The sequence below is a fragment of the Paenibacillus sp. MAHUQ-45 genome (assembly GCF_058133325.1).
Window position 1 is genome coordinate 50,894 of sequence record NZ_JBYUPV010000004.1, and the last position, 23,105, is coordinate 73,998.

Consider the following 23,105-nt stretch of genomic DNA (forward strand, 5'->3'; position numbering starts at 1 on the left):
CTATTCACTTGAAGGAGGAACGGAGATGGATTGGGGAAGAGCCAAAAATGTGCTGATCTACGCTTTTTTACTGTTGAATATGCTGCTGTGTTATCAACTGTGGATCGACCTACGCGATCAGGTCAGCGCCAATCTGGATTTCACTTCCCTCTCCGAAACTACACAGCAAGTGATGGAGCAGAAGGGAATCCGTATTCTGTGCCCAATCCCGGCGGCAACGCCGCAGCTTCCTGGCATTACATACCGCTACTCCGGGGATGAGCAGAGCGAGCAGCCAGTTCTGCTCAAGCGGCCGATAGACAGTAAGCTGATCTTTACATTCTCTGAGCTTAGTCGTGAGCTGCAAAATGAAATACCTGATATTTCTAATTACCAGTTCGATCCATTGGAGAGCGGAGCGGGCAAATTCGTGCTGCATCCGCTGGTGAAGAAGGAATGGCCGCTGTTTAGGGTCAGGCTGGAGTTAATCTACAACAACCAGAAGATTGTGGCGTACCGAAGTCCCAAAATCGAGATAGGGCTGGGCAGCAATGAGGATGTGCAGAAGGTGCTTCCGGCGTCTAACGCCCTGAGCAGTCTGATTGAGAAATATTTTCCTCCGGACACGGCAGTCAAGGAAATTCAGCTGGGCTATTACGGGGAATTGTTCAATTCCGAAAGCCAGGTGGCTGCCCCGATGTGGCGGTTCATGCTGGAGAATGGCAAGTCCTATTATGTGGACGCCATCAGCGCGGACATCATCAGTCCCAAGACAACAGATTAGAACCTCTCTGCCGCCTTGGCGGCACCATCAGAGGATTGAATTTCATGGGAGACCGATATTCTCTAGTGAAATATAGAAATATCGTGATTTCAGGATAGAAGGAGTAGTAAACATGGGGATATCTTTTTCAGTATTGTCCAGTGGTTCTACAGGTAACGTGACCGTGGTACGCAATGGGGAGACAACGCTGATGATTGATGCGGGTCTTAGTGCGAAGCGGATCGACGAGCTATTGGGCATGCGTGAGCTGACCGGGCAGGATATTGACGGGATTCTGGTGACCCACGAGCATTCCGATCATATCAAGGGGCTCGGGGCTATGGCCCGTAAATATGAGCTGCCCATCTACGCCAACACCAATACCTGGAGAGCCATCGAGAAGGGCATCGGGAAAATACCGGACCATCATCGCGTGATTATGGAGACCGGACAGCAGAGGGATTTCGGCAGTCTGCGTGTGGAGTCGTTCGCAATCTCCCATGATGCCGCAGAGCCGGTGGGCTACAACTTTTATGATGGCAAAGAGAAGCTGTGCGTAGCTACAGACCTGGGGTATGTCAGCGATAAGGTAAGGATGGCGATTGCCGATTCCGATGTGCTGGTGCTAGAGGCTAACCATGATATCGAGATGCTGCGGATGGGACGCTACCCTTGGAACACCAAACGCCGTATTCTCGGCGACATGGGCCATCTCTCCAACGAAGCTGCGGGCGCAGCCCTGAGTGAGATCCTGACGGGGCGGACGAAACGCACCTATCTGGCGCACTTGAGCCTGGATCATAATATGATGGATCTAGCGAAGATGTCTGTGCGCGGCGCCATGGAGGACCGGGGTTGCTTCTACAAAGACAGCGAATTTAAACTATGCGAGACTTATTATGACCGCCCTACGCCATGGGATACGGTGAGCCAGCCATAAGCTGGTCCAGTTCGGATGTCTTGTGTTCCAGTTCCTGACGAGTGATCAGGCCCTTGTCGATCAACAGCTCGATGACGGCACTGAGGGCATGTGTCATATGGTAATGCTCATCCTTCAAATCACCAAGCTTACCGATAAATTGCACCAAATCCATGTTTAGTGAAGAGGATTCCATTTCTTTGCACTTCCTTTGGGGATGAGATAGGGGTTTGGGAAAAATGTGCAGAATAATTACGGCGGAAAAGCCGCGAAAGCGTGCCCGCCTGTGATACAATCAATACAGAGCGTTTAGGCGTAAGTGACAATTGGAGCTTTCTACTATTGTAGTCTTTTAAGTCGTAAAATATTCCCTGATTGAAAGAATATGAGACCCCTACGCTTGGAATCCGCCTATTTGGGTGAATGGATAAAGTGAAACCTTTTGGCACTCTTTGGAGTCTTGAAAGAGTACGAAGCCGTTCGGGTGTTGCTTGGCGTTCAGGTATGAATGCAGTAGCAATAGAGGGGAGAGGATTACAGTTGGGATTGTTTGATGATGATTTTTATTCAACGAAGGTACCACGGCGGAGCAGAGAACAGGACAAATCCAAAGGCTTTTCACGCGGGTGGCGTACTAGCAGATCGCGCCGTAGTCTCTCAACATGGCAGATCTCTGCAGTTAGCTCCGTAATCAGTGCGGTGGTAGCAGTATTGCTGTTCAGCCTGGTGACCGGGCAATGGGCGCCGGAGCGAGCAAAAAGCTCAACCGTCATTGAGAACGTGACGCCGAGCAGTGGCGATCCTTATGATCGTATTATTCAGGCGGCGGCGATGGTCCGTCCTGCCGTAGTAAGTATCGTTAACCACAAGGAAGATAACAAGGAACAGAATATTCTGGATCAGTCCTCACTGGGCTCCGGAGTTATTTATAAGAAAGATACGAATAAGGCCTACATCATTACCAATAACCATGTCGTTCAGGGAGCAGGCAAGCTGGAGATTGTTACGGTGGCTGGGGAGACCCGCAGAGCCGAACTGGTCGGCGCAGATAAGGTAAGCGATATTGCTGTGTTGTCCATTGACGCCAAGGGAATCAACACCGTGGCCCAGATTGGCGATTCCTCCAAGCTGCGTCTTGGAGAGACCGTCATAGCCATTGGCAATCCGCTTGGTCTTGGTGACACGCTGACTTCTGGCATTGTAAGTTACACGGAGCGGAAGATTCCGGTCTCTCTCAACCAGGATGGTGTATACGACTGGGAGCAGGAGGTCATCCAGACCGATGCGGCTATCAATGAAGGCAATAGTGGTGGTGCGCTGGTAGATCTCAACGGCAAGGTAATCGGGATCAATACGATGAAAATTTCGGATACTGGTGTAGAAGGGCTTGGCTTTGCCATCCCGGCCAATCATGTTATGGAGACGGCGGAGGAGCTAACCAGCAAGGGGAAAATCGCACGATCCTATCTCGGTGTCTACACTGTGGATCTGAACAATCCATATGTCCCGCTGGCTGAAGATCAACGCAAGGAACTGAACCTGCCTGCGGCGGTTAAAGATGGTGTAGTTGTACTCGATGCTGTTGGACCGGCAAAGGTTGCGGGCCTCCAGTTCAATGACGTTATCACAAAATTTGACGGAGAGCCGATTACTTCTACCCTTTCACTGCGGAAGTATTTGTATAATCACACCAAGATCGGTGACGAATTGCAGATCACTTTTTACAGAAATGGGGTTCTGAAGCAGGTCTCGGTAAAACTTTTGGAGAAACCTGAGGAATAAAACCTTCAGAAATGGTATATAATGATACAGCAGTCATGACCAGACAGGCTGACAGCCCTTACATTGGGAAGTCAGCCTTTTGTGGGAAAAAACGGAGATATTCGGATGGGTCAGCTTGCCTTTACTCCGCAGGTGTGGTACTATGAAAACAATCATACATTTGATACCTAATTCTCGCGTTGAAAAGGGCTGTCAATTTAAGTAATATACAACCTTTTTCAATGTGTGAATTTTTTCTTTGTTTGAAGATAAAAAGAACATATTAATTTAAATTTGTGGAGGTTACACACATGCAAACAGGTACAGTTAAATGGTTCAACGCTGAAAAAGGATTCGGATTTATCGAAGTTGAAGGCGGTAGCGACGTATTCGTACACTTCAGTGCGATCACTGGCGAAGGCTTCAAAACTTTGGACGAAGGCCAACGCGTTGAATTCAACGTTGTTCAAGGCAACCGTGGTCCACAAGCCGAAAACGTTGTAAAACTGTAATAATAGAAGATACCGTCCCCGCTTGTTGAAAGTTGGGACGGTCTTTTTTTAACAGAATTCAACACCTATGTAAAGGCTCCGTATTGGGGCTTTTCTTATTATTATAGAGGTGTAAGCATAAATCTTAACATTTTGGGGTATCATGTATCGTTAATCCACTTGTGGCATAAAGGAAGGAGGAACGGCAATGAACTACCGGAAGAAACCCGTGGAGGAAATCCCGGAAGAGAATACCGCGATTTGGGCCTGTACGAACGAGGGGTGCAATGGATGGATGAGGGACAATTTTGCTTTTGACACTGTACCTTCTTGTCGTCTCTGCAACGCTCCGATGGTCCGCAGTATGAAGATGCTGCCGCTGCTGCTCAATTCCAACGGTGATCTAAAGTCGCTGAAGAAAGGTATTTCCATTACGTGACGGGCGCCTTTATGAGCCAAGCCTAGTATAGAATAACGCACAAACTCCAAGACGGTTAAACCGTCTTATTTTTTTTGCTTTCTTGTCACTACTTTGTGATATTTGTCACAAAATTTATATTTTTATAGCTAAATTAGAGCGTATAATGTGATTTACATCACACGTTACCCTTAAAATTTTTGACAAAATAGACGTATTGATAAGGGAAAGGGAAGGGGAGAAATATGGATACAATCATGCTGTCACGTATTCAATTTGCGTCGACGACAATTTTTCACTATTTCTTTGTGCCAGTGTCTATTGGGCTAGCGCTTTTGATTGCGATCATGGAGACTATGTATGTAAGAAAAGGCGATGAAGAGTACAAGAGAATGGCGCAATTCTGGGGAAAGCTGTTCCTCATAAATTTTGCGGTCGGGGTAGTTACAGGTATTCTGCAGGAGTTCCAGTTCGGGATGAACTGGTCAGATTATTCACGATTCGTCGGTGACGTGTTCGGTGCACCACTGGCCGTGGAAGCTCTTCTGGCCTTTTTTCTGGAGTCTACATTTATCGGGCTGTGGATCTTCGGTTGGGACAAAGTCTCTAAGAAGGTGCATCTGCTCTCCATCTGGATGGTTGCGCTCGGTACGATGCTGTCAGCCTTCTGGATCTTAGCGGCGAACTCTTTCATGCAGCATCCGGTGGGCTTCGAGATCAACAATGGGCGTGCAGAAATGAATGACATCTTCGCTCTCATTACGAACGGACAATTGCTGGTGGAGTTCCCACATACGGTGCTGGCGGCCTACGCTACAGGCGCGTTCCTTGTAACGGGTATCAGTGCCTACAAGCTGCTGAAGAAACAGGAAGTATCTTTCTTTAAGAAATCTTTCCAAATTGCGGCGATTGTCGGCATTATCTCTTCTGTGGGTGTAGCAGTGGCAGGACATGCCCAGGCACAATACCTGGTAGAGACTCAGCCGATGAAGATGGCGGCTTCTGAAGGACTATGGGGTGATAGCGGCGATCCTGCACCTTGGACGGTGTGGGCGAGTATTGACCCTACGAACAAGACCAACAGTGGTGAATTCAAAATCCCATACTTGCTTAGCTTCCTGTCTTACAGTAAGTTCTCCGGTGAAGTTAAAGGGATGAACCAATTGCAGGCAGAATATGAACAGCAGTATGGACCTGGGGATTATATCCCTCCGGTACGGACTACCTTCTGGAGCTTCCGGATCATGGTCGCTGCGGGTACGCTAATGATGGTGCTTGGTCTGTATGCAATGTACTTGATTTGGCGTAAAAAGATGGATCGTCCGAACACCTGGTTCATGCGCTTCATGTTATGGGGACTATTGCTTCCACCAATCGCTAATACAGCGGGCTGGATCATGACCGAATTTGGTCGTCAGCCGTGGACCGTATTTGGCTTGATGCAGACCAAAGACAGTGTGTCGCCTAATATTACTAGCGGACAGGTACTGTTCTCAGTGATTTCTTTTACAACAATCTATTTAATTCTGGGTCTGGTACTGGTCGGCTTGTTCATCAAAGTTATCAAAAAAGGTCCTTATGCGATGGATAACGATCACGGCGATTCGCATGATCCATATAACAAGGAGGGATCCCATGCTTTCTCTTAATGAATTGTGGTTTGTATTGATTGCGGTTCTGTTCATCGGGTTCTTCTTCCTGGAGGGTTTTGACTTTGGCGTAGGAATGGAAACACAGTTCCTGGCCAAGAATGATACGGAACGCCGGGTGCTGATCAACTCGATCGGGCCATTCTGGGATGCCAATGAAGTATGGTTGTTGACTGGTGCGGGCGCGATGTTCGCGGCCTTTCCGAACTGGTATGCGACGCTGTTCAGTGGATTCTATATTCCCTTTGTGTTCGCGCTGTTGGCGCTGATCGCTCGGGGTGTAGCATTTGAATTCAGGGGCAAGCGCGATTCCCTGGCCTGGAAAAAAACTTGGGATGTCTGCATCTTCCTTGGTAGCTTCCTTCCGCCATTCCTGCTGGCTGTTGTCTTTGCAAGCTTCATCAAGGGCCTGCCGATTGACGCGAACATGCAGATGTATGCCGGATTCACGGATATCGTCAATATCTACACCGTAGTTGCCGGGATTACAGTAGTTCTGCTCTGTCTGGTACACGGCCTGATGTTCACGACGCTGCGTACGATTGGCGATCTACAGGTTCGGGCCCGCAAACTAGGACAGAAGCTGCTGATTCCACTCGGCGTACTGCTGCTGAGTTTTGTGGTCATGACCTACTTCATGACTGATATTTTTGAAAAGCGTGGAACACTGCTTCTGAGTATAGTAATATTGGGTATTATTGCATATGTACTGGCGGGCTACTTCATGTTGAAAAAGAAGGACGGCTGGGCATTCGGCATGACGGGAGCGGTATTCGCTCTGTCGGTGGCTTCCATCTTCGTGGGATTGTTCCCACGAGTGATGATCAGCTCTATTGATCAGGCGTTCAACCTGACAATCACGAATGCGGCTTCCGGACACTATTCACTGAAGGTCATGACGATTGTGGCGTTGACGCTGCTACCGTTCGTACTAGGTTATCAGATTTGGAGTTATTTTATCTTTCACAAACGGGTTCACGAGAAGGAGCATCTTGAATACTAATGGATAAAAATTTGCTTGGGTACAAAGGAGTTAAGCCGGTCTTCCTGATCGTCGGCTTCCTAACCCTGGTGCAAAGCCTGTCCATTCTTCTACTGGCCAAATGGCTGGCGGAAGTTGTCTCTGCGCTGTTTGCGGGAGCACCGCTGAAGGAACAATGGGGTACTTCCCTGTTGTTCCTTCTTGCGTTTCTGGTGCGCCATGTGTGCGCTCTGCTGATGAGCAGGGTATCCTACCGGTTCGCGGAAGCCACCGGAAGCAGCATGCGGCAGCAGATGATGGATAAGCTGTTCCAGCTAGGGCCGAGATTGGCAGGCGACCGGGGAACCGGCACGCTGGTTACACTGGTATTGGAAGGCGTAACGAAGTTCCGCACTTATCTGGAGCTGATTATTCCACGGATGGTCGGCATGTCGGTCACACCGCTGCTGGTGCTCGTCTATGTGTACACGCAAGATACGACAAGCGGCGTGATTCTCACCGTGACGATGCCGATCATTATTGTCTTCATGATCTTGATCGGTATGACTGCGCGTAAACAAATGGATCGTCAGCTGAAGTCCTATCGGACGCTGTCGAATCACTTTGTCGATTCGTTGCGGGGGTTAGAGACGCTGAAGTTTCTCGGTCGCAGTCGTAGTCATAGCGAGAGTATTGCCCAGGTGAGCGATCGTTATCGCTCGGCCACGATGCGCACCTTGCGTGTGGCGTTTCTATCTTCTTTCGCACTGGATTTCTTCACCATGCTCTCGGTAGCTTCTGTAGCCGTTAGTCTTGGACTGCGGCTGGTCAATGAGCAGATGACGCTGGTCACCGGGCTGACCATTCTGATCCTGGCACCGGAGTATTTCCTGCCGGTCCGGCTCGTGGGTGCAGACTTCCACGCTACGCTGGACGGGAAGGAAGCGGGTGAGGCCATGAAGAGTATTATCGACCGGGAGACCGTGCAGGCGGTGAAGCTGACGGAGGGTGGAACTGGACGTGTTATTAATGTTGGTAGTGATGGCAGTGTTGGTAGTGATGGCAGTGTTGGTAGTGCTGGCAGTGTTGGTAGTGCTGATAATGCCGATAGTGCTGGTCGCGCTGAAACTGCTGACACCGCCCCTGTGGGGAAGCCGTCCGCTGCTTCCGACTTTGCTTGGACTAACGATGCCATCTTACAATTGAATGACGTTGGCGTGAAGTATGAAGAAGGCGGTCCATCCTCACTGGAAGGGGTCAATCTGCGGTTCGCTGGAGCGGCCAAGATCGGCATTATTGGGGAGAGTGGAGCAGGGAAGTCCACATTGGTGGATATCCTGGGCGGCTTTCTGCATCCTACTTCTGGCAGTATTACCGTGGGCAATAACACGTTTAGTTCGCTGACAGACGAAGCCTGGCGGAAGCAGACCGCTTATATCCCGCAGCGGCCTTATATTTTCAGTGGTACGCTTGCAGATAATGTGCGCTTCTATTACCCGGAAGCCTCGCTAGAGGATGTTCGCAGAGTCATCAGCGAAGCCGGATTATCGAGATTGGTAGATTCTTTACCGAGTGGACTAGACGAAATGATCGGCGGGGGAGGTCGTTCCCTCAGCAGCGGACAGGAACAGCGGGTGGCTTTGGCTCGCGCTCTGCTCAGCAGCCGCCCGATTATGCTGCTGGATGAGCCGACCGCCCATCTGGATATTGAAACAGAGTACGAGCTCAAGGAAACGATGCTTCCACTGTTTGCCGGGAAGCTGGTCTTCCTCGCGACACATCGCCTGCACTGGATGGTCGATATGGACCTCATTGTCGTGATGAAGCAGGGGCAAGTAGCTGAGACTGGCACCCACCAGGAACTGATTGCTCGCAAGGGTGCCTATTATGAGCTTATTCAATCGCAATTGGAGGGAATCCATTGAAACGAGAAGGATGGTTTGCCCCTTATGTATCTTCATACTTCTGGCGGTTTGTGCTGATTATTATCCTTGGGGCACTAACGGTGTTCTCGGCTTCTTCTCTGATGTACACCTCAGGGTTCCTGATCTCCAAGGCATCCATCCCGCCGGAAAATATATTAATGATCTATGTACCGATCGTCGGTGTGCGCACCTTCGGAACAAGCCGGGCAGTGATCCACTATGTGGAGCGGCTGGTCGGTCATGACACGATCCTGCGGATTCTGTCCAAGATGCGTGTCCGCCTGTATCATATACTGGAGCCACAAGCGTTGTTCTTGTCCTCACGTTTTCGGACTGGCGACATTCTCGGCATGCTGGCCGACGATATTGAATATTTGCAGAACGTATATCTGCGTACCGTCTTTCCTAGTATTATCGCGCTGTTATTGTATGGCGGAGCGGTTATAGCGCTCGGTACCTTCGATCTGGCCTTCGCGCTTCTGATGGGCTTGTACATTCTGGTGCTGGTGGTTGTGCTGCCACTGGTCTCGCTGTTGTTCACACAAAGACGGCAGCGTGAAGTGAAGCAGGAGCGTAACCGTCTCTACCAGAAGCTGACCGATGCTGTACTAGGCATGGGCGACTGGATGATCAGCGGACGGCAAAGCCAGTTTGTAGAGACCTATGAATCCGATGAGCGCAAAGTGGCTCGTACCGATGGCTGGCTGCGAGGCTGGGCCCGTCTGCGGATGTTTATCGGGCAGGCTATTGTCGGGATCGGCGTGCTGTCGATGCTTTACTGGGCAGGGGGAGAATATGCTAACGGAGCCATTGCTGGAACGCTGATCGCAGCGTTCGTGCTGGTGGTCTTTCCAGTGGCGGATGCCTTCCTGCCGGTCTCGGAAGCGGTGGAGAAGATTCCGCAGTACCGGAACTCGCTGGAGCGCTTGTCCGGGGTGGAGGAGAAGGATGGGGTGCTCACGCAGAGCGCTATAGTGAAAGAAAAGAATGCGCAGGGAGCCCGTACGGTAAGTGCTGGTGCATTGGAAGTAGCGTCAGCGGCTGGAAGTAGTACAGAAGCATTGGACGAAGTACGTATGCAAAGTGCTGGAATAGCGAAAATTAGAGTGACTGTTGGTGGGCGCGACATTTCGACGACTACGGGGCAAGCTAGTAATGAAGGCCACAGCCTACATGGTAGTATGGCTGAGACTCACATCCGGCTGGAGAATGTCGGCTACCGGTACGGAACCGATGATGCTTGGTCTGTCCGCGATCTAAGCCTGGATATCCCGCAGGGGAAAAAGATCGCGATCATCGGACGCAGCGGAGCGGGCAAATCGACGCTGCTGAAGGTCATTCAGGGTGTGATTCAGCCGATGGAAGGTACGGCTGAGATTAACGGGCGGGCCGCCGCGTCCTACGGCGACGACATCCCTTCGCTGATTGCGGTGCTCAATCAGCGTCCGCACTTGTTCGACACCACAGTGGCGAACAATATCCGGCTGGGGAATCCGCAGGCTTCCGAGGAAGAGATCCGGGCTGCTGGCGAGCTGGCGAAGCTGGGCAGCCTGATCTCTTCCCTGCCGGAGGGCTATAACACGCCCGTCCGCGAAGCCGGGCAGCGCTTCTCCGGCGGCGAACGGCAGCGGATCGCGCTAGCGCGCATCCTGCTCCAGAATACGCCGGTCGTCGTGCTCGACGAGCCCACCGTGGGTCTCGACCCACGCACCGAGCGCGAGCTGCTGGCGACGATGTTCCAGGCAATGGCCGGAAAATCGCTGGTCTGGGTCACGCACCACCTTGTGGGTGCGGAACTGATGGACGAAGTGATTTTTATGGAGAATGGAACTGTCGAAATGCGCGGCACTCATGCTGAGCTGCTGGAGAAGGAGCCGCGTTACCGTAGATTGTATGAGCTGGATCGGCCGGTGCAGTTCCTGGGCTAATAAGAAGACGTGTAAAGTCGTTGGATCATGGAAGAGATTGAGAGTGGAAGTGTAACCCGAAGCGGAATACAGATCAAGATAAAGCCCCGTCAGGTAAAAGTCTGACGGGGTTATTTTTTCACAGCGTTGCAATAGGGGTTATCTTTGGGTAGTTCCGTACATGAATGTTAACAGGAGTAGTAGAGTGCATACAGTTTTTATTTCAATGGGAGCCTTGAGGTTAAGGCCTACTATTATGAATGAAAAGAGTAACCCTACATTCTCTCTGTAGTACTTGGTGAACTTTTGTTTGATAGCCCGGAATATAAAGAGGCCTGCAGTGAACAGACTAAAAGAGACGTATCCTATCGTTATGAACATTGGAATCCTCCGAGTAATATTTGCAACAGCATTCTTATATTATCGGGTATAATTTCCAAAATTACATCCACCTCTAAGGAAATGACAGGAATCGACGGCGGGGAGTTCCCTTTTACCTGGAAGTGTGGTAGAACAGTAGAAGGAGTATTACGCCGCAGCGGCACAGAAAGGGATGCTTGGTTGAATGTATGTAGTGTGTAAGGAACACGTGGAGCTAGCCATTGACAGGTTTGTGGACGAGTACGAAGACGCACCGGATGTTGTGGATCTGAAGGAAACGGAGTTCTCTGACTGGGACCCGCCGGCGAAATGTGCGGAATGTGAGAAGAATGCTGAGTATTTGGTCGTGTAAAAGGCCTGTACGTAAATGATAAGATGATGAAAAGGACGTGAGTGTTCACGTTCTTTTTTTAATGCTCAATATAGGGTCAGGGATAGCCACCTGGCTTCCAAACTTCCAATAATATCGCGGTATTTATGGAGGGTTTGCTGTTTGAGTGAGATGAGCAATGTGCCCTCCCTCTTTTAGTGTGATATTTCTATTTTATCAAAGCGGTTCCGTTGAAAAAAACTTGAGCTATAGCTTACAAAATAATAAGATTGCTCATTAAGAGTACTGGTGTCAATTTTAGAAGGCACTCTCACTTTTGTTTTTTCTCCAACCGCGTTTATTACAACAATACTATCTTTTGATATCTCTGAGAGTTGAACAATAGCGGATGTATGAGCTCTACTGAATACCAAGAAAAATAAGACAACACCTAAAATAATCAGCAAAGCGGGCATGTTTTGCTTTATTCTGTTCATTTACTCCCCTCCTTGAAACTGGACGTTATATACAAATTATAACATTTATTTTCTGTTTCAGTCTCATCTTTAAGCTATGCTTCTAAACTAATTTGCATGAGGTTAATGGATAGTTAAGTCCAAGAAATTGCCATGCGATTAGCAGCTAAAAAATGCCCCTTTTTATTTCCCCTATAGGCACCTGATGTCGAACTTTCGCCCATGCCCCTGCATAGCATATAGCACCTACTGAGTTACAGGTGAGAAAGGGGCGCACGATCATGGGGATTGAGCTATCAGCGATCCATTATGTGTATCTGGTGTTCATTGTGTTCATCCTTGGCCTACTGATCCGGCGGCGGGATACAACAATGATCTGTGTGGTTGGGATTTTTGCCTTGGGCCTATTAGCGACGAATACGCTGAGCGGTTCGGTGTCGGGGATTTTCAATTCTTTTGTCTATGCGACCAAAGAGCTGCTCGGTACGATCATGATTATCTCCATTATTGTAGCGATGAGCCGGATACTGATTATTACCGGGATCAATGAGACGATGGTTGCGCCGCTCAGCCGTTTCATTCGTACGCCGTCCATGGCTTACTGGGGAATTGGCATCATTATGATGGTGACGTCCCTATTCTTCTGGCCTTCGCCGGCGGTCGCTCTGATCGGTGCTGTATTGCTGCCTGTTGCGGTTCGTGTCGGTCTGCCTGCGCTGGGCGCGGCCATGGCGATGAATCTGTTCGGTCATGGTATCGCGCTATCCGGGGATTACATTATTCAGGGCGCCCCCAAACTCACCGCAGACGCAGCCGGACTCCCGGTAAGCAGTGTAATGGAGGCCAGTGTCCCGCTCGTGATTGTTATGGGGGTGGTTACGACGGTGGCGGCGTTCTGGCTGATGCGCAGAGATCAGAAGAATGGAATGTGGCGGGATGGGCTGGTCACGGTAAAAGGAGGTAGTACGCTCACGGAGGTGGGTGAACAGCTCATAGGGCCGTTATTGATTAGTCCCCGTGGCAAAAAAACGCTGGCGATCGTCATCCCGCTTCTATTCCTAGTCGATGTTGTTGCGATGTTCGTTCTGAAACTGCAAGGCGGGGATGCCACAGCGCTCGTTGGCGGCACGGCGGTACTCATTCTGATCGCCATCACCATGCTGGCCCACCGCAACCGGGGGCTCGAAAAGATCACATCCTATTTAATAGAAGGATTTGTTTTTGGATTCAAGGTGTTTGGTCCGGTGATTCCGATTGCGGCTTTTTTCTATCTGGGTGATTCGGCGTTCACGGAACTGTTCGGAAAAGTACTCCCGGATGCCTCGCACGGCATCGTGAACGACCTCGGTGTGGCGCTGGCGAACCATGTTCCGCTTAACGGTGCGGTGGGCGCTGTCACCATGACTGTGATCGGGGCGATCACCGGGCTGGATGGTTCGGGCTTCTCCGGGATTTCACTGGCTGGCTCTATTGCGCAGCTATTCGCATCTGCTATTCATACCGGGGCAGCAACGCTGACCGCTTTGGGGCAGGTGGCCGCGATCTGGGTCGGCGGGGGTACGCTGATCCCGTGGGCGCTCATTCCGGCAGCCGCCATCTGCGGTGTTAGTCCGTTCGAGCTGGCCCGGCGCAACCTGAAGCCTGTACTGCTGGGGCTGGCGGTGACGACGATTGTGGCAATGTTTCTGGTGTAATGGGATCGAATTTATCTATATAAAAAGCATCCGCGGGTAGCGGGTGCTTTTGTGCGTATACGTACGGCTGTCTTGAAGGACGGCACATTGTGGTACACTAAAAGAAAAGCGGCAGCAGCGGAATTACGCTGGGCGGTAATCGGGGAATGGTCACAGGGTGGACTGAAATATGGACCTGATCATCTGCTCAGACGTATATCTTTTAAATAAAGATGATTTGATCAGGGGCAGCTAAGCCCCGTATACCATTAGGGAGGTTCTCAAAATGGCGCATCCACAACATCCATCTGCACAGTTAGAGACACTGGATCGGCTTGAAGCCGCACTGGCTGAGGTCACGAAGTGGGAAAAAGAGCAGAAAAAGCTGATGATCTGGGACCGCATGTCCCGTCTCCCTTTTAAATTACTGGACAAGATTACACCGAAGATTATTCACGATAAAATAGGCCAACTGCTCGACGAATTGGGGGGCTATATCCAGAACGGTGGCAACTATCTGGTAGCGGGACGTAAGGTAGGAACCCTCGTGGCTTCCCAAAGTCAGGCCGCTGGCGGGTCGGAGCGAGGTCCTTATTCCTTGTCTGTCATGGATGCGTCAGCACTTCAGCTCATCGAGAATGGACGGGAGACAGCGACGATTCAGGGGGCGACCACTGGAGTTGGCGGCGTGTTCACCCTGGCAGTAGATATTCCGGCTATTCTAGGCCTATCCCTGAAGGTTATTCAGGAGATCGGCTTGTGCTATGGCTATGATCCGACCGATAAGGCGGAACGGGTATTCACGGTAAAAGTGATGCAGTTTGCTTCCTCAGACATCGTGGGTAAGCAGGCGATTCTGGAAGAGCTGAATCTGCAAGCAGGAGGCAGCGGCGATATCCTGGAAGGAACAAACGCGGCCGTATCCAAAATCAAGGGCTGGCACGAAGTCATCACCGTATACCGGGACAACTTCGGTTGGAAAAAGCTGTTGCAGATGGTCCCGGTGGCGGGAATTGTTTTTGGCGCTTATACCAATCGCAAAACGATTGAGGATGTAGGTGAGGCTGCGCGGATGCTGTACCGGAAGAGAAGGATTCTGGCGCGGATGGTGGAGTTGCGGGGAGCAGGGGAGTAGGCGGAGACAAGAGCTTGGAGCTGTAGGAGTAAGAGTTTCAGATTTGAATCGGTAGAAGCGGTTTATAGAGAAAAAGTCTGGGGCAAGAGCGACTGGAAGTTTAGACATGCTACCATAGTGACGCCAGGGCCTTTCGCTGGAGTTACACCCCATGAAAGAAGATAGATTTTAGACATAGTGTTGTAAGCAAACAGATGGAGGGTCATATGTTAATTCAGATTATTGGCGTAGGTAAATTGAAGGAAAAGTACTTGATTGATGGCATCGCGGAATATGCGAAAAGGCTGACGCCTTACCTCAAATTCCAAGTGATTGAGGTAGCGGATGAAAAAGCACCCGACTCTCTGAGCGAAGCAGAGGTGGTGCAGGTGAAGGGGCGCGAGGGCGAACGTATCCTCGCGCAGATTAAAAGCGAGGCGCATGTCATTGCGCTCGCGATCGACGGCAAGCTCTGGAGCTCGGAAGAGCTTGCCGGAGAGATCGACCGGCTCGGCACCTATGGGACGAGCCATGTTGTTTTTGTTATCGGAGGGAGCCACGGGCTCTCCGACGATGTTATGCGCCGCGCGCAGCAGCGCATGAGCTTCGGGCGCATGACGCTGCCCCATCAGCTCATGCGCCTGGTGTTGGTGGAGCAGATTTATCGCGCGGTGAAGATAAATCGGGGGGAACCTTATCATAAGTGACGGCGAAAAATTTGCTGTAGAAAGTTCGGTTCAGAGCCGAATTGCAAAATGCACAAGTTGCCATTAAGCCCGGAACGCCGCCGCGGCACACCTAGGCGTATTTTCGCTGCTTAATTCGGGCTAAAAAGGCGGTAATAATGTGAAACGGTGCTTGTTCATTTCATTAACGGGAGGAATACAGCATTTTTTGTCGAAGATATGCTTATGATAACCAGAAAAAAATTTCTTTTCAAAGTCGGCTGCTTTTTCCTAATCCTAACGGCAATGCGAATCATATGGATACTTTTTCAAACTACTCCTGATCATCTTCATGCCATTAAGGGTGAATTGGATTTACGAAATTGGGACTTCACGGACAATCGTACGCTATCACTCGATGGGCAGTGGGAGTTTTATCCTCGTTTATTGCTTCAACAGAAGAACAATAGCGAGCACTTCATCCCCGATGATAAAGTGTTTATTGATGTACCGGGAACCTGGAACAACGCTATAGATGACGATAAAAATCCAACCTTCGGTTACGGAAGCTACCGTTTACGGCTCCTGATCGATCCTGATAAAGACCAATTGTTTAGTATCCGTATGCCCAGTATCGCTTCCTCCTCTAAGCTTTATGTCAATGGACGCTTGTTGGCCCATTCCGGTAATCCTGCCGCTAACGCAGAGCAATACACCGCTGGCAATGTGCCTTATACCGCTTCTTTTGCCACCGATCAGAACGAGATCGAAATTATTATAGTTGTAGCAAACTATACCGACCGTTTGTCGGGAGGTCTGTTTTTTCCTGTTAAATTCGGCACTGATCGTGCTATCGACAAGGCTGTCGGATTTTCAGTAGTCGCACAGGTAGCGGTTTGTCTTCTCCTTCTGATGCATGTCATCTATGCATTAATCTTATATTGGATGGGAACTAGACAGAGAGCACTGCTCTATTTTGTGATACTGATGCTTTGTGCTATTATCACTATCCTGATCGACGATGATCGGTTATTGCCGGCTTGGTCTGCTGTAAACTACCATTGGACTTTAAAGCTATATTACCTGGCATATCTTGGCGTCGCCGCGTTTATGACTCAATATATCAAATTGCTTTTGCCCGAATATGCAACCTATAAGAGCTTCCGTTGGTATTCAATCCTATGTGCAGTTTATGCCTTATTTGTGCTGATTCTGCCGGTCAAAACGATCATGCTTGCTGATACTCTTCATACATTTATAATCGTTGTCCCTTTCTTTGTGCTCCCAGTCCTAATATACCGTTCAGTTAGAAAGGGCAATGAAGATGCGATTTATTTATTATTCGGTTTAACGGGTTTAACAACGAGTTCGATCTGGGGCGTTATTAAAAATACAGGCATCATTGAAATGAACTTCTACCCTTTCGATATGGTCATTACCAGTGTCGCCTTTGGTGCCTTCTGGTTTAGAGGTTATGTTCGTTCCAACTTGCAGAGAGCAAAGCTCACAGAGCAGCTTCAAAAAGCGGATAAGCTGAAAGATGACTTTCTGCTTAATACCTCTCATGAGCTGAGAAACCCATTGCACGGCATGCTCAATATAGCCCAAACCGTCCTAAATAGCGAAAGCAGATATGATGAAGATAAAAATAAAGAACATATGAAGCTGCTTATTTCTGTAGGAAAACGGATGTCCTTCTTGCTGAATGATTTGCTGGATGTAACGATGCTTAAAGAGAGCCGTGTGCGGCTTCAGGTCGAGAATATTCAAGTGCAAACCCTTGCTACAGGCGTATTGGATATGCTGCGATTTATGACGGAAGGCAAATCCATTCGACTTATTCATAACATCCCGGATAATTTCCCCTACGTTATCGCAGATGAGAATCGCCTGATTCAGATCCTGTTTAATCTGCTGCATAATGCTGTGAAATTCACTAACGAAGGCTCTATCACAATAGGGGCACAAATTATAGATCATAAAGCCCACATACATATCACGGATACTGGAATTGGGATGGATCTGGAAACACAGCAAAGAATTTTTCAACCCTATGAGCAAGGTGAAGGGGAACAAACCGCAAGTGTAGTTGGACTTGGACTGGGATTAAACATCTGTAAGCAGCTTGTAGAACTGCACCATGGAACGCTTTCTGTCAGCTCCACACCAGGTCAAGGCTCCTCTTTCACTCTAACCTTGCCTTTATCTGATATTTCTCGTAATCAAGATGATGTTGATTCTGTTGCTCTGCTCTCTTCAGGCTATTTAGAGACCGCAGCAGCTAGTTCAAGCTTAATTTCCGAAGTTAATACTACATTAGCTGAAGATAGGCCTAAAATTTTAGCTATCGATGACGACCCAATTAACCTGAGCATCTTGGTCAATGTTCTGTCTATAGAGCGATATGATATCGTAACAGCTACAAGCGGGGCTGAGGCATTAGCTTATCTGGATTCTCAAGAGTGGGATTTAATTATTACCGATGTGATGATGCCCCTTATGTCCGGTTATGAGGTTACGCGGTCCATACGTGATCGTTTTTCTGTATCGGAGCAGCCAATCCTACTGCTAACTGCACGCAATCGGCCCGAGGATATTGAGGCAGGCTTTCTGGCGGGAGCTAATGATTATGTGACAAAGCCTGTTGATGCGATGGAGCTGAGGTCACGTGTGAGATCATTGACCGAAATCAAAAAATCCATCAGCGATCGGTTGCGGATGGAAGGAGCATGGCTTCAAGCGCAAATTCAGCCGCACTTTCTATTCAATACTTTGAATTCCATCGCAGCTTTAAGTGAGTTTGACTCAGACCGCATGCACAATTTGCTTGTTGAATTCGGTAAATATCTCCAGGGAAGCTTTGATTTCCGCAATTCTGAGCGTTTGATCCCGTTGAATAATGAACTGGACCTTGTTCGATCTTACCTGTTCATTGAAAAAGAACGTTTTGAAGAACGTCTTCAAGTAACTTGGAATATCGATGAGAGCATGGAGCTTCTTATTCCCCCGCTTTCGATCCAACCGCTGGTTGAGAATGCCATCCGCCATGGCATCTTGAAGCGTACCGAAGGCGGGAGCATTCATATTCAAATTCTGGATCTTGGCTCCTACGCTGAGGTGTCAGTGGCAGATAATGGTGTTGGGATGGATAATCAGACCCTCCAGCAGCTGGAGGGTAAAGAATCCAGACGAAAATCAGGCATAGGTCTGACTAATACTAATCGCCGCCTAAAGCAGCTTTATGGCAGCGGTTTGCAAATCCGAAGCAACCTCCATCAAGGCACCACGGTTACCTTTATCGTTAAAAAGTGAATAGGGAAGAAAACTCGATAACAGACTGATATAAGGAAGGATCTATGGGTTTGTAGATCTGCTCCTGACCGACATGATTCATAATCGATTTTTGAAATCGTGGAGCTTTGTTTAATTTTATGAGCAAAACAGTGGAAAATCCTATGCAGTGGCACACTTAGGTCGATTTTTCGCCGATAGACCCGTTAAGCTGAACCGTATCACAAGTAGGGCGAAATTGTAGGTTGTTTTCTAAGAAAGGCGAAGTATAAGTAGATATTAGTAGAAAGACGCCCTTTATCTTTCTTTAATAGAGTTTGAGATATCGGTAAAAGTATCAACAAACTATGATCGAGTGATTGTTGTGGTAAAGAAGAATGAGAATATTCTATATTATGCCAATGGTGATACTAACTAGTGGAGCAACTGTTACCTCAAGAGTTTAGAAAAGTGGCTATTGAAGATGCTCCAAGGTTATTTGGCAAGTACTTGGGGCTCTCCTGTCATTTTCCCGAATAACTCCAACAACGGGCGCACAACCGGCTCTTGTCGCGTAATAAAATCGGTAGCAAACTTACGGGCAATGCCTTGGAATTCTTCCGTTGGATCGTTAACCGATTTATGTAAAAATTCAAAACAGATCTTCAGATCGCGAAGGTTGTTCTCAATGGCTTTAGCGATCTCTTGATCCGCAGGCAGTCGACTGAAAAGTTTTACATTTTGAATATACTGAATCACCTGAGCTTTCCGATCCTCAATATTCTTAACGAATTTCTCTCTTCGATCTTTTAATTCTTTGCGATGAAGCCCATATACTTGTATAGATGTCTTTCCTTTATCTGTCTTGGATTGGATAACTCCCGCAGTAGTATATTCGAAATGAGCTGCTGGATCGTCATTCTTATTACAGGGGTCGATAAGCAGCGGCTCTTCTTGCATTTGCGCGTCATGTGTCGTTTTACGTTGACTTTCATCAACTATAGGAAATAGATTTTTTTTATACTTTTGATTGCATTTAGTGCAAGATAGCAACAGATTGTTCCAATCCATTGCGAGCCAGTAGTACCCTGGATAAATGAGGTCTTGACCCTTTGCCCTTCTGTAAGCTTGTTTTGGGCGAAAGTGCTCAACATCCCCATAGTCAATGGAAATTACTTCACGTTCGCAATATGCACACTTGCCGTGGAACATGCCGATGAGTGCTTCTTTAACCTTTGGATCTGAATATACATCGAAGTTAAATGCTCGGTCATTTGTTCTAAAATGTGTAAGAGCAGCCTGATATTCAATATATCCTTTAGATCCTTGATCTTCTAGATCAAGGATTGCAGGTCTCTCCTTTCTTTCTACGTAGATCATAATAAATATTTCCTTTCTAACAATTCAATGGCCTCCATAATCCCGTGCTGAAGGTCTCGTTCAATTAATTCGCTATTTCTATGCTTTTGATGGGCTAAATAGAGATCAATCGCGTCATAGAATAAGCGGTCACGCATCGTCGTCCCCATCATGCTTGCGGTATGTAGTTCTAATTGATATTTTTTAATCTCCTCTTGCTGCTCTCTAGTAGGGTTGGGATCGGATAAGAGAAGATAATATTCATTAAATTTTTCATTTATCTCGGGAGAAGTGTTATTTAATCCAAACAGCTTCGAAGTGAGTATTTCGTCGATCATCAGATCCTTTTGGTTGGGCAATTGTTGACTAATCACAGTGTTGCGATTGTTATCTTCCAAGATGACTGACAGTTCACCTTGATCAAGACCTCGTAACGTTAATGGATTGTGCGTCGTCGCAATAAATTGAACCATAGGAAATGCTTTACGGAGCCGAATGACAATTTCGATATTCCATCGAGGATGGAGATGTGCATCTAATTCATCGATAAGGACGATTCCTTCCGCATCCATGCTGTTCCATCTCGTTTTCATAACCATCATGATATCCGCCGCTAGTGCAATAATGGTTCTGAACCCGTCGCTAAGATCCCTCAAAAGTACCATTTCCTTCTTCTCAATAAATTCGAATAGGATTCCATTGGGTTCACGAGATAACAGCACCGGTTCAAGAAATAATGATTCGATGGCTTCCCTCATTTTAATAAAATCCTCTTCTTGCAGACTTGTTAAGTATTGTTCTACATTGACTAGAGGAGCAAAAGGATTAAATAGATTTTCTACGCGTACCCATTGTTCGTCGTTAGTTTGCGGATAATTTATTGGCGGCAATAATCTTGTCGAACCGTAGGAAAGGATCAACACTCTCGGAGAAATGTGATGTTCTCCTTCAAACCCATCGCTACCTTGACTCAGAAGAAGTCTCACCGGTTTATTTTCACCAGTTAATTTAACGAAGACATGCCCCAAGTCAGCGCCATGTCGCAAAAAATCGCGCGCTTTCAACTTAAGAACTTCCCTTGCCTGCCGTCCCATTAACGTGATCGAGATCGCTTGCAAGATTGAGCTTTTTCCAATCCCATTCTCGCCGAGAAGCATTAACCATGGGGCCGTTTTGCTTTTACTTCGACTGAAATCGAGATGTATGTGTTTGATACCCCGAAAATTGCAAATCTCTACGGATTCAATGAATCTTTGCTTACCGTATATGTCCCGAATGAGCAGTCTGCCATTTGGATCGTTAAAATCGCGGTTTTCAATGATATTTGATTCCATTGTTGCAGGCTTTTTAGCCGGCCCCAATTGGTAATAACGGGGATTCGTACCAATCTTTCGACGTAAGGGGCTCAGTAGCTCTTTCCTATTCGGCATCTGGCCCGACTCGATCATTTCCGCGAGCAAAAATCTTTTAAGACCTGCCATACCTGCATGTGGAGAAACATTCTCTTCGATAGCGTAGAGCAAGCTAGAATCGTCTTGATACTGCAAATATTGCTCGCAGAGGGCTTCAAACTTCTTACTTTCCACGTTTCTTCTTGCCACCAAATCGACTCGATTCAAACTTAGAACGTCAATCGATGTGAGACCTTTTTGCGTATGTGAACCGATTTTTCCGTTTCTTTCATAAAAGAAGTGTTTTTCTGGATGATCAATAAACGGATTGAGCAATAATCTTTTTTCTTTAAGTAATTCTTTTTCGGATGCGTCTATCGGTGCCAATCTTCCTTCAACGGGAAATCGATTACTCTTTGATCTTAGACAATGCTGACAAATAACGACGAAATTATCCCACTCATTTTCTAACCATCGATAATGGTCTTTGAAGAGTTCGCCTGTTGTTGAATTTCTTGCCCCCTTTATGGGCCTATAATAATCTAGGAAAAGTTTCTCGTCGTTGCCTTGTGTTTCACAGAAAACACACTTTTCATTTACGAATTCGATGAAGTCTCTTGATAACTTATATTTATCTGAAAGCAGTCCTTGGGCTTTCCACTCTTGATAAAACGGTTCAGATCGCTTGCCCCTATAAACTCGTATCATAAGGTAACTCCTTAGCAGCATTTTAGTATTTTCGACATAATTTCTATCATTCTAGCTTTCATCGGTAAATTCCTGCCTTTTCCATAGGAGGTATAGAAACATCTGCCATCCATCATGAAAAGCTCGAAACAGTCGACCGTTGAATAACGAAAAATGGATAACACTACATATTTTAAGAACGATATCTTGTTTTTAGACGCCTCTTAATTGGCAGCAGGTTTTTCATGAGAAATGTCGAACTATGAGCATGAATGAGACTAATGCTTCGATCCAAGGAGACAACGCTATGAAAAAACAAGTATTCTGATTTTATAAAATATACATTTAAATTAAATCCTGTACTTGTTGTTGGGAGCGGTATTTCTACAGGCGCAGGTATCTCTGGCATGGGGAAATTGGCTGCATATTTATCCGAAAATGTTCGTGTGGACAAGTTGAATGCTCTATTCCGAAAATTATCTTGGCTATGGAGTTATCCAGCACTGTGAGAGCAATGATTAAAGAGAAGGTTATCAAAAATTTCATCGCAGTTCAAAAAGCAGACGAGTACAGGGAAATAATCAGCGATAAATTTCAGCCCTTTGTCCTGCAGGAACCGAACCATTGGACGTTCACTGAACTTCTAAATCAATCATGTGTAGTGTGTAACAGGACTTAAATCTCAATTGCCAAAGGTCGAGGGAGTCTTTATCATTGACTCGTTTCGCGTATCCCATGCCCATACTCTGTCGTTGAAGTGAGATCCAAGTGAAGGCACCCAAAGGCCCCAAACGGGTGCCTTTCAATTTCGCTTTAAAGATGATACGGTGAACGGTATCACAAGTAAGCACAAAGTCGTCGTTAATTGAAGCGTCAAAGAACAATTCAATGTCCTTGACGCTTCTTTCGTCGGGGTTGTTCCCAATGTTAACAGTGATCTTGTTTATGATTGAGTGAAGTAAGTCTTTTTGTTTCACTGGTTCAACCTTCGTTATTACCGTTGAGA

The 23,105-nt window shown here is 47.6% G+C and carries 20 protein-coding genes; 15 read left to right on the forward strand and 5 right to left on the reverse strand.

What is annotated here, in order from left to right:
• Window positions 1-25: 25 nt before the first annotated feature.
• Both yycI and AC3Y23_RS11105 read left to right on the forward strand, forming a co-directional pair.
• A complete protein-coding gene (yycI, locus tag AC3Y23_RS11100) occupies window positions 26-763 on the forward strand; it encodes a two-component system regulatory protein YycI (RefSeq protein WP_379198712.1) in 738 nt (245 codons plus the stop codon).
• 112 nt (window positions 764-875) lie between these two features.
• Window positions 876-1,682 (forward strand): MBL fold metallo-hydrolase, encoded by an 807-nt coding sequence (locus tag AC3Y23_RS11105; protein ID WP_379198714.1) that lies wholly within the window; start codon window positions 876-878, stop codon window positions 1,680-1,682.
• On the opposite strand, the gene AC3Y23_RS11110 is transcribed toward AC3Y23_RS11105, so the two are convergent.
• Window positions 1,651-1,857, reverse strand: a complete 207-nt coding sequence (locus tag AC3Y23_RS11110) for a hypothetical protein (protein WP_379198716.1) — start codon at window positions 1,855-1,857, stop codon at window positions 1,651-1,653. The genes AC3Y23_RS11105 and AC3Y23_RS11110 overlap by 32 nt on opposite strands.
• Before the next feature lie 344 nt (window positions 1,858-2,201).
• Between AC3Y23_RS11110 and AC3Y23_RS11115 the strand changes: the two genes are divergently transcribed.
• From AC3Y23_RS11115 to AC3Y23_RS11150, 8 genes are all read left to right on the forward strand, one after another.
• A complete protein-coding gene (locus AC3Y23_RS11115; protein WP_379199341.1) occupies window positions 2,202-3,443 on the forward strand; it encodes a S1C family serine protease in 1,242 nt (413 codons plus the stop codon).
• 290 nt (window positions 3,444-3,733) lie between these two features.
• Window positions 3,734-3,934, forward strand: coding sequence for a cold-shock protein (locus AC3Y23_RS11120; protein ID WP_039878010.1), 201 nt, complete (start codon window positions 3,734-3,736; stop codon window positions 3,932-3,934).
• A 187-nt stretch (window positions 3,935-4,121) separates the two neighbouring features.
• Window positions 4,122-4,352 carry a cold-shock protein gene (locus tag AC3Y23_RS11125; protein WP_066377880.1) on the forward strand — a complete coding sequence of 77 codons (231 nt, stop codon included), beginning with the start codon at window positions 4,122-4,124 and terminating at the stop codon, window positions 4,350-4,352.
• A 224-nt stretch (window positions 4,353-4,576) separates the two neighbouring features.
• The gene (locus tag AC3Y23_RS11130; RefSeq protein WP_379198719.1) at window positions 4,577-5,980 is read left to right on the forward strand and encodes a cytochrome ubiquinol oxidase subunit I; all 1,404 of its coding nucleotides are present in this window, start codon (window positions 4,577-4,579) and stop codon (window positions 5,978-5,980) included.
• Window positions 5,967-6,983: a cytochrome d ubiquinol oxidase subunit II gene (gene cydB, locus AC3Y23_RS11135; protein ID WP_379198721.1), complete on the forward strand. Its 1,017-nt coding sequence runs from the start codon at window positions 5,967-5,969 to the stop codon at window positions 6,981-6,983. The genes AC3Y23_RS11130 and cydB overlap by 14 nt, the downstream gene beginning before the upstream one ends.
• Window positions 6,983-8,866 (forward strand): ABC transporter ATP-binding protein/permease, encoded by a 1,884-nt coding sequence (locus AC3Y23_RS11140; RefSeq protein ID WP_379198723.1) that lies wholly within the window; start codon window positions 6,983-6,985, stop codon window positions 8,864-8,866. Before cydB ends, AC3Y23_RS11140 begins: the two co-directional genes overlap by 1 nt.
• On the forward strand, window positions 8,863-10,794 hold the full coding sequence (locus AC3Y23_RS11145) for an amino acid ABC transporter ATP-binding/permease protein (protein ID WP_379198725.1): 1,932 nt from the start codon (window positions 8,863-8,865) through the stop codon (window positions 10,792-10,794). Before AC3Y23_RS11140 ends, AC3Y23_RS11145 begins: the two co-directional genes overlap by 4 nt.
• Before the next feature lie 544 nt (window positions 10,795-11,338).
• Window positions 11,339-11,506 carry a CxxH/CxxC protein gene (locus AC3Y23_RS11150; protein ID WP_066377900.1) on the forward strand — a complete coding sequence of 56 codons (168 nt, stop codon included), beginning with the start codon at window positions 11,339-11,341 and terminating at the stop codon, window positions 11,504-11,506.
• 173 nt (window positions 11,507-11,679) lie between these two features.
• Here the strand turns inward: AC3Y23_RS11150 and AC3Y23_RS11155 are convergent, their stop codons facing one another.
• On the reverse strand, window positions 11,680-11,961 hold the full coding sequence (locus AC3Y23_RS11155) for a hypothetical protein (protein WP_379198728.1): 282 nt from the start codon (window positions 11,959-11,961) through the stop codon (window positions 11,680-11,682).
• Between the two features lie 260 nt (window positions 11,962-12,221).
• Here AC3Y23_RS11155 and AC3Y23_RS11160 point away from each other — a divergent pair, with 260 nt between their 5' ends.
• From AC3Y23_RS11160 to AC3Y23_RS11180, 5 genes are all read left to right on the forward strand, one after another.
• Window positions 12,222-13,634 (forward strand): hypothetical protein, encoded by a 1,413-nt coding sequence (locus AC3Y23_RS11160; RefSeq protein ID WP_379198730.1) that lies wholly within the window; start codon window positions 12,222-12,224, stop codon window positions 13,632-13,634.
• 51 nt (window positions 13,635-13,685) lie between these two features.
• Window positions 13,686-13,844, forward strand: a complete 159-nt coding sequence (locus tag AC3Y23_RS11165; protein ID WP_379198732.1) for a hypothetical protein — start codon at window positions 13,686-13,688, stop codon at window positions 13,842-13,844.
• A gap of 55 nt (window positions 13,845-13,899) precedes the next feature.
• Window positions 13,900-14,748, forward strand: a complete 849-nt coding sequence (locus AC3Y23_RS11170) for an EcsC family protein (protein ID WP_379198734.1) — start codon at window positions 13,900-13,902, stop codon at window positions 14,746-14,748.
• Between the two features lie 206 nt (window positions 14,749-14,954).
• Window positions 14,955-15,434: a 23S rRNA (pseudouridine(1915)-N(3))-methyltransferase RlmH gene (gene rlmH, locus AC3Y23_RS11175; RefSeq protein WP_066377914.1), complete on the forward strand. Its 480-nt coding sequence runs from the start codon at window positions 14,955-14,957 to the stop codon at window positions 15,432-15,434.
• A gap of 204 nt (window positions 15,435-15,638) precedes the next feature.
• On the forward strand, window positions 15,639-18,704 hold the full coding sequence (locus tag AC3Y23_RS11180; RefSeq protein WP_379198737.1) for an ATP-binding protein: 3,066 nt from the start codon (window positions 15,639-15,641) through the stop codon (window positions 18,702-18,704).
• 453 nt (window positions 18,705-19,157) lie between these two features.
• Here AC3Y23_RS11180 and AC3Y23_RS11185 read toward each other — a convergent pair whose 3' ends face one another.
• The 3 genes from AC3Y23_RS11185 to AC3Y23_RS11195 form a co-directional block, all read right to left on the reverse strand.
• Window positions 19,158-20,042 (reverse strand): HNH endonuclease family protein, encoded by an 885-nt coding sequence (locus tag AC3Y23_RS11185; RefSeq protein WP_379198740.1) that lies wholly within the window; start codon window positions 20,040-20,042, stop codon window positions 19,158-19,160.
• Window positions 20,039-22,120, reverse strand: a complete 2,082-nt coding sequence (locus AC3Y23_RS11190) for an AAA family ATPase (protein WP_379198742.1) — start codon at window positions 22,118-22,120, stop codon at window positions 20,039-20,041. The genes AC3Y23_RS11185 and AC3Y23_RS11190 overlap by 4 nt, the downstream gene beginning before the upstream one ends.
• Before the next feature lie 611 nt (window positions 22,121-22,731).
• Window positions 22,732-23,076: a hypothetical protein gene (locus tag AC3Y23_RS11195; protein ID WP_379198744.1), complete on the reverse strand. Its 345-nt coding sequence runs from the start codon at window positions 23,074-23,076 to the stop codon at window positions 22,732-22,734.
• Between the last annotated feature and the right edge of the window lie 29 nt (window positions 23,077-23,105).

Excerpts from the sequence above, each read along its gene's own strand:
- AC3Y23_RS11155 (WP_379198728.1), bottom strand. The coding sequence starts at position 11,961 with ATGAACAGAATAAAGCAAAACATGCCCGCTTTGCTGATTATTTTAGGT.
- AC3Y23_RS11125 (WP_066377880.1), top strand. The coding sequence starts at position 4,122 with ATGAACTACCGGAAGAAACCCGTGGAGGAAATCCCGGAAGAGAATACC.
- AC3Y23_RS11130 (WP_379198719.1), top strand. The coding sequence starts at position 4,577 with ATGGATACAATCATGCTGTCACGTATTCAATTTGCGTCGACGACAATT.
- cydB (WP_379198721.1), top strand. The coding sequence starts at position 5,967 with ATGCTTTCTCTTAATGAATTGTGGTTTGTATTGATTGCGGTTCTGTTC.
- AC3Y23_RS11110 (WP_379198716.1), bottom strand. The coding sequence starts at position 1,857 with ATGGAATCCTCTTCACTAAACATGGATTTGGTGCAATTTATCGGTAAG.
- rlmH (WP_066377914.1), top strand. The coding sequence starts at position 14,955 with ATGTTAATTCAGATTATTGGCGTAGGTAAATTGAAGGAAAAGTACTTG.
- AC3Y23_RS11180 (WP_379198737.1), top strand. The coding sequence starts at position 15,639 with ATGATAACCAGAAAAAAATTTCTTTTCAAAGTCGGCTGCTTTTTCCTA.
- AC3Y23_RS11160 (WP_379198730.1), top strand. The coding sequence starts at position 12,222 with ATGGGGATTGAGCTATCAGCGATCCATTATGTGTATCTGGTGTTCATT.
- AC3Y23_RS11150 (WP_066377900.1), top strand. The coding sequence starts at position 11,339 with ATGTATGTAGTGTGTAAGGAACACGTGGAGCTAGCCATTGACAGGTTT.
- AC3Y23_RS11190 (WP_379198742.1), bottom strand. The coding sequence starts at position 22,120 with ATGATACGAGTTTATAGGGGCAAGCGATCTGAACCGTTTTATCAAGAG.
- AC3Y23_RS11170 (WP_379198734.1), top strand. The coding sequence starts at position 13,900 with ATGGCGCATCCACAACATCCATCTGCACAGTTAGAGACACTGGATCGG.
- yycI (WP_379198712.1), top strand. The coding sequence starts at position 26 with ATGGATTGGGGAAGAGCCAAAAATGTGCTGATCTACGCTTTTTTACTG.
- AC3Y23_RS11105 (WP_379198714.1), top strand. The coding sequence starts at position 876 with ATGGGGATATCTTTTTCAGTATTGTCCAGTGGTTCTACAGGTAACGTG.
- AC3Y23_RS11140 (WP_379198723.1), top strand. The coding sequence starts at position 6,983 with ATGGATAAAAATTTGCTTGGGTACAAAGGAGTTAAGCCGGTCTTCCTG.
- AC3Y23_RS11120 (WP_039878010.1), top strand. The coding sequence starts at position 3,734 with ATGCAAACAGGTACAGTTAAATGGTTCAACGCTGAAAAAGGATTCGGA.
- AC3Y23_RS11185 (WP_379198740.1), bottom strand. The coding sequence starts at position 20,042 with ATGATCTACGTAGAAAGAAAGGAGAGACCTGCAATCCTTGATCTAGAA.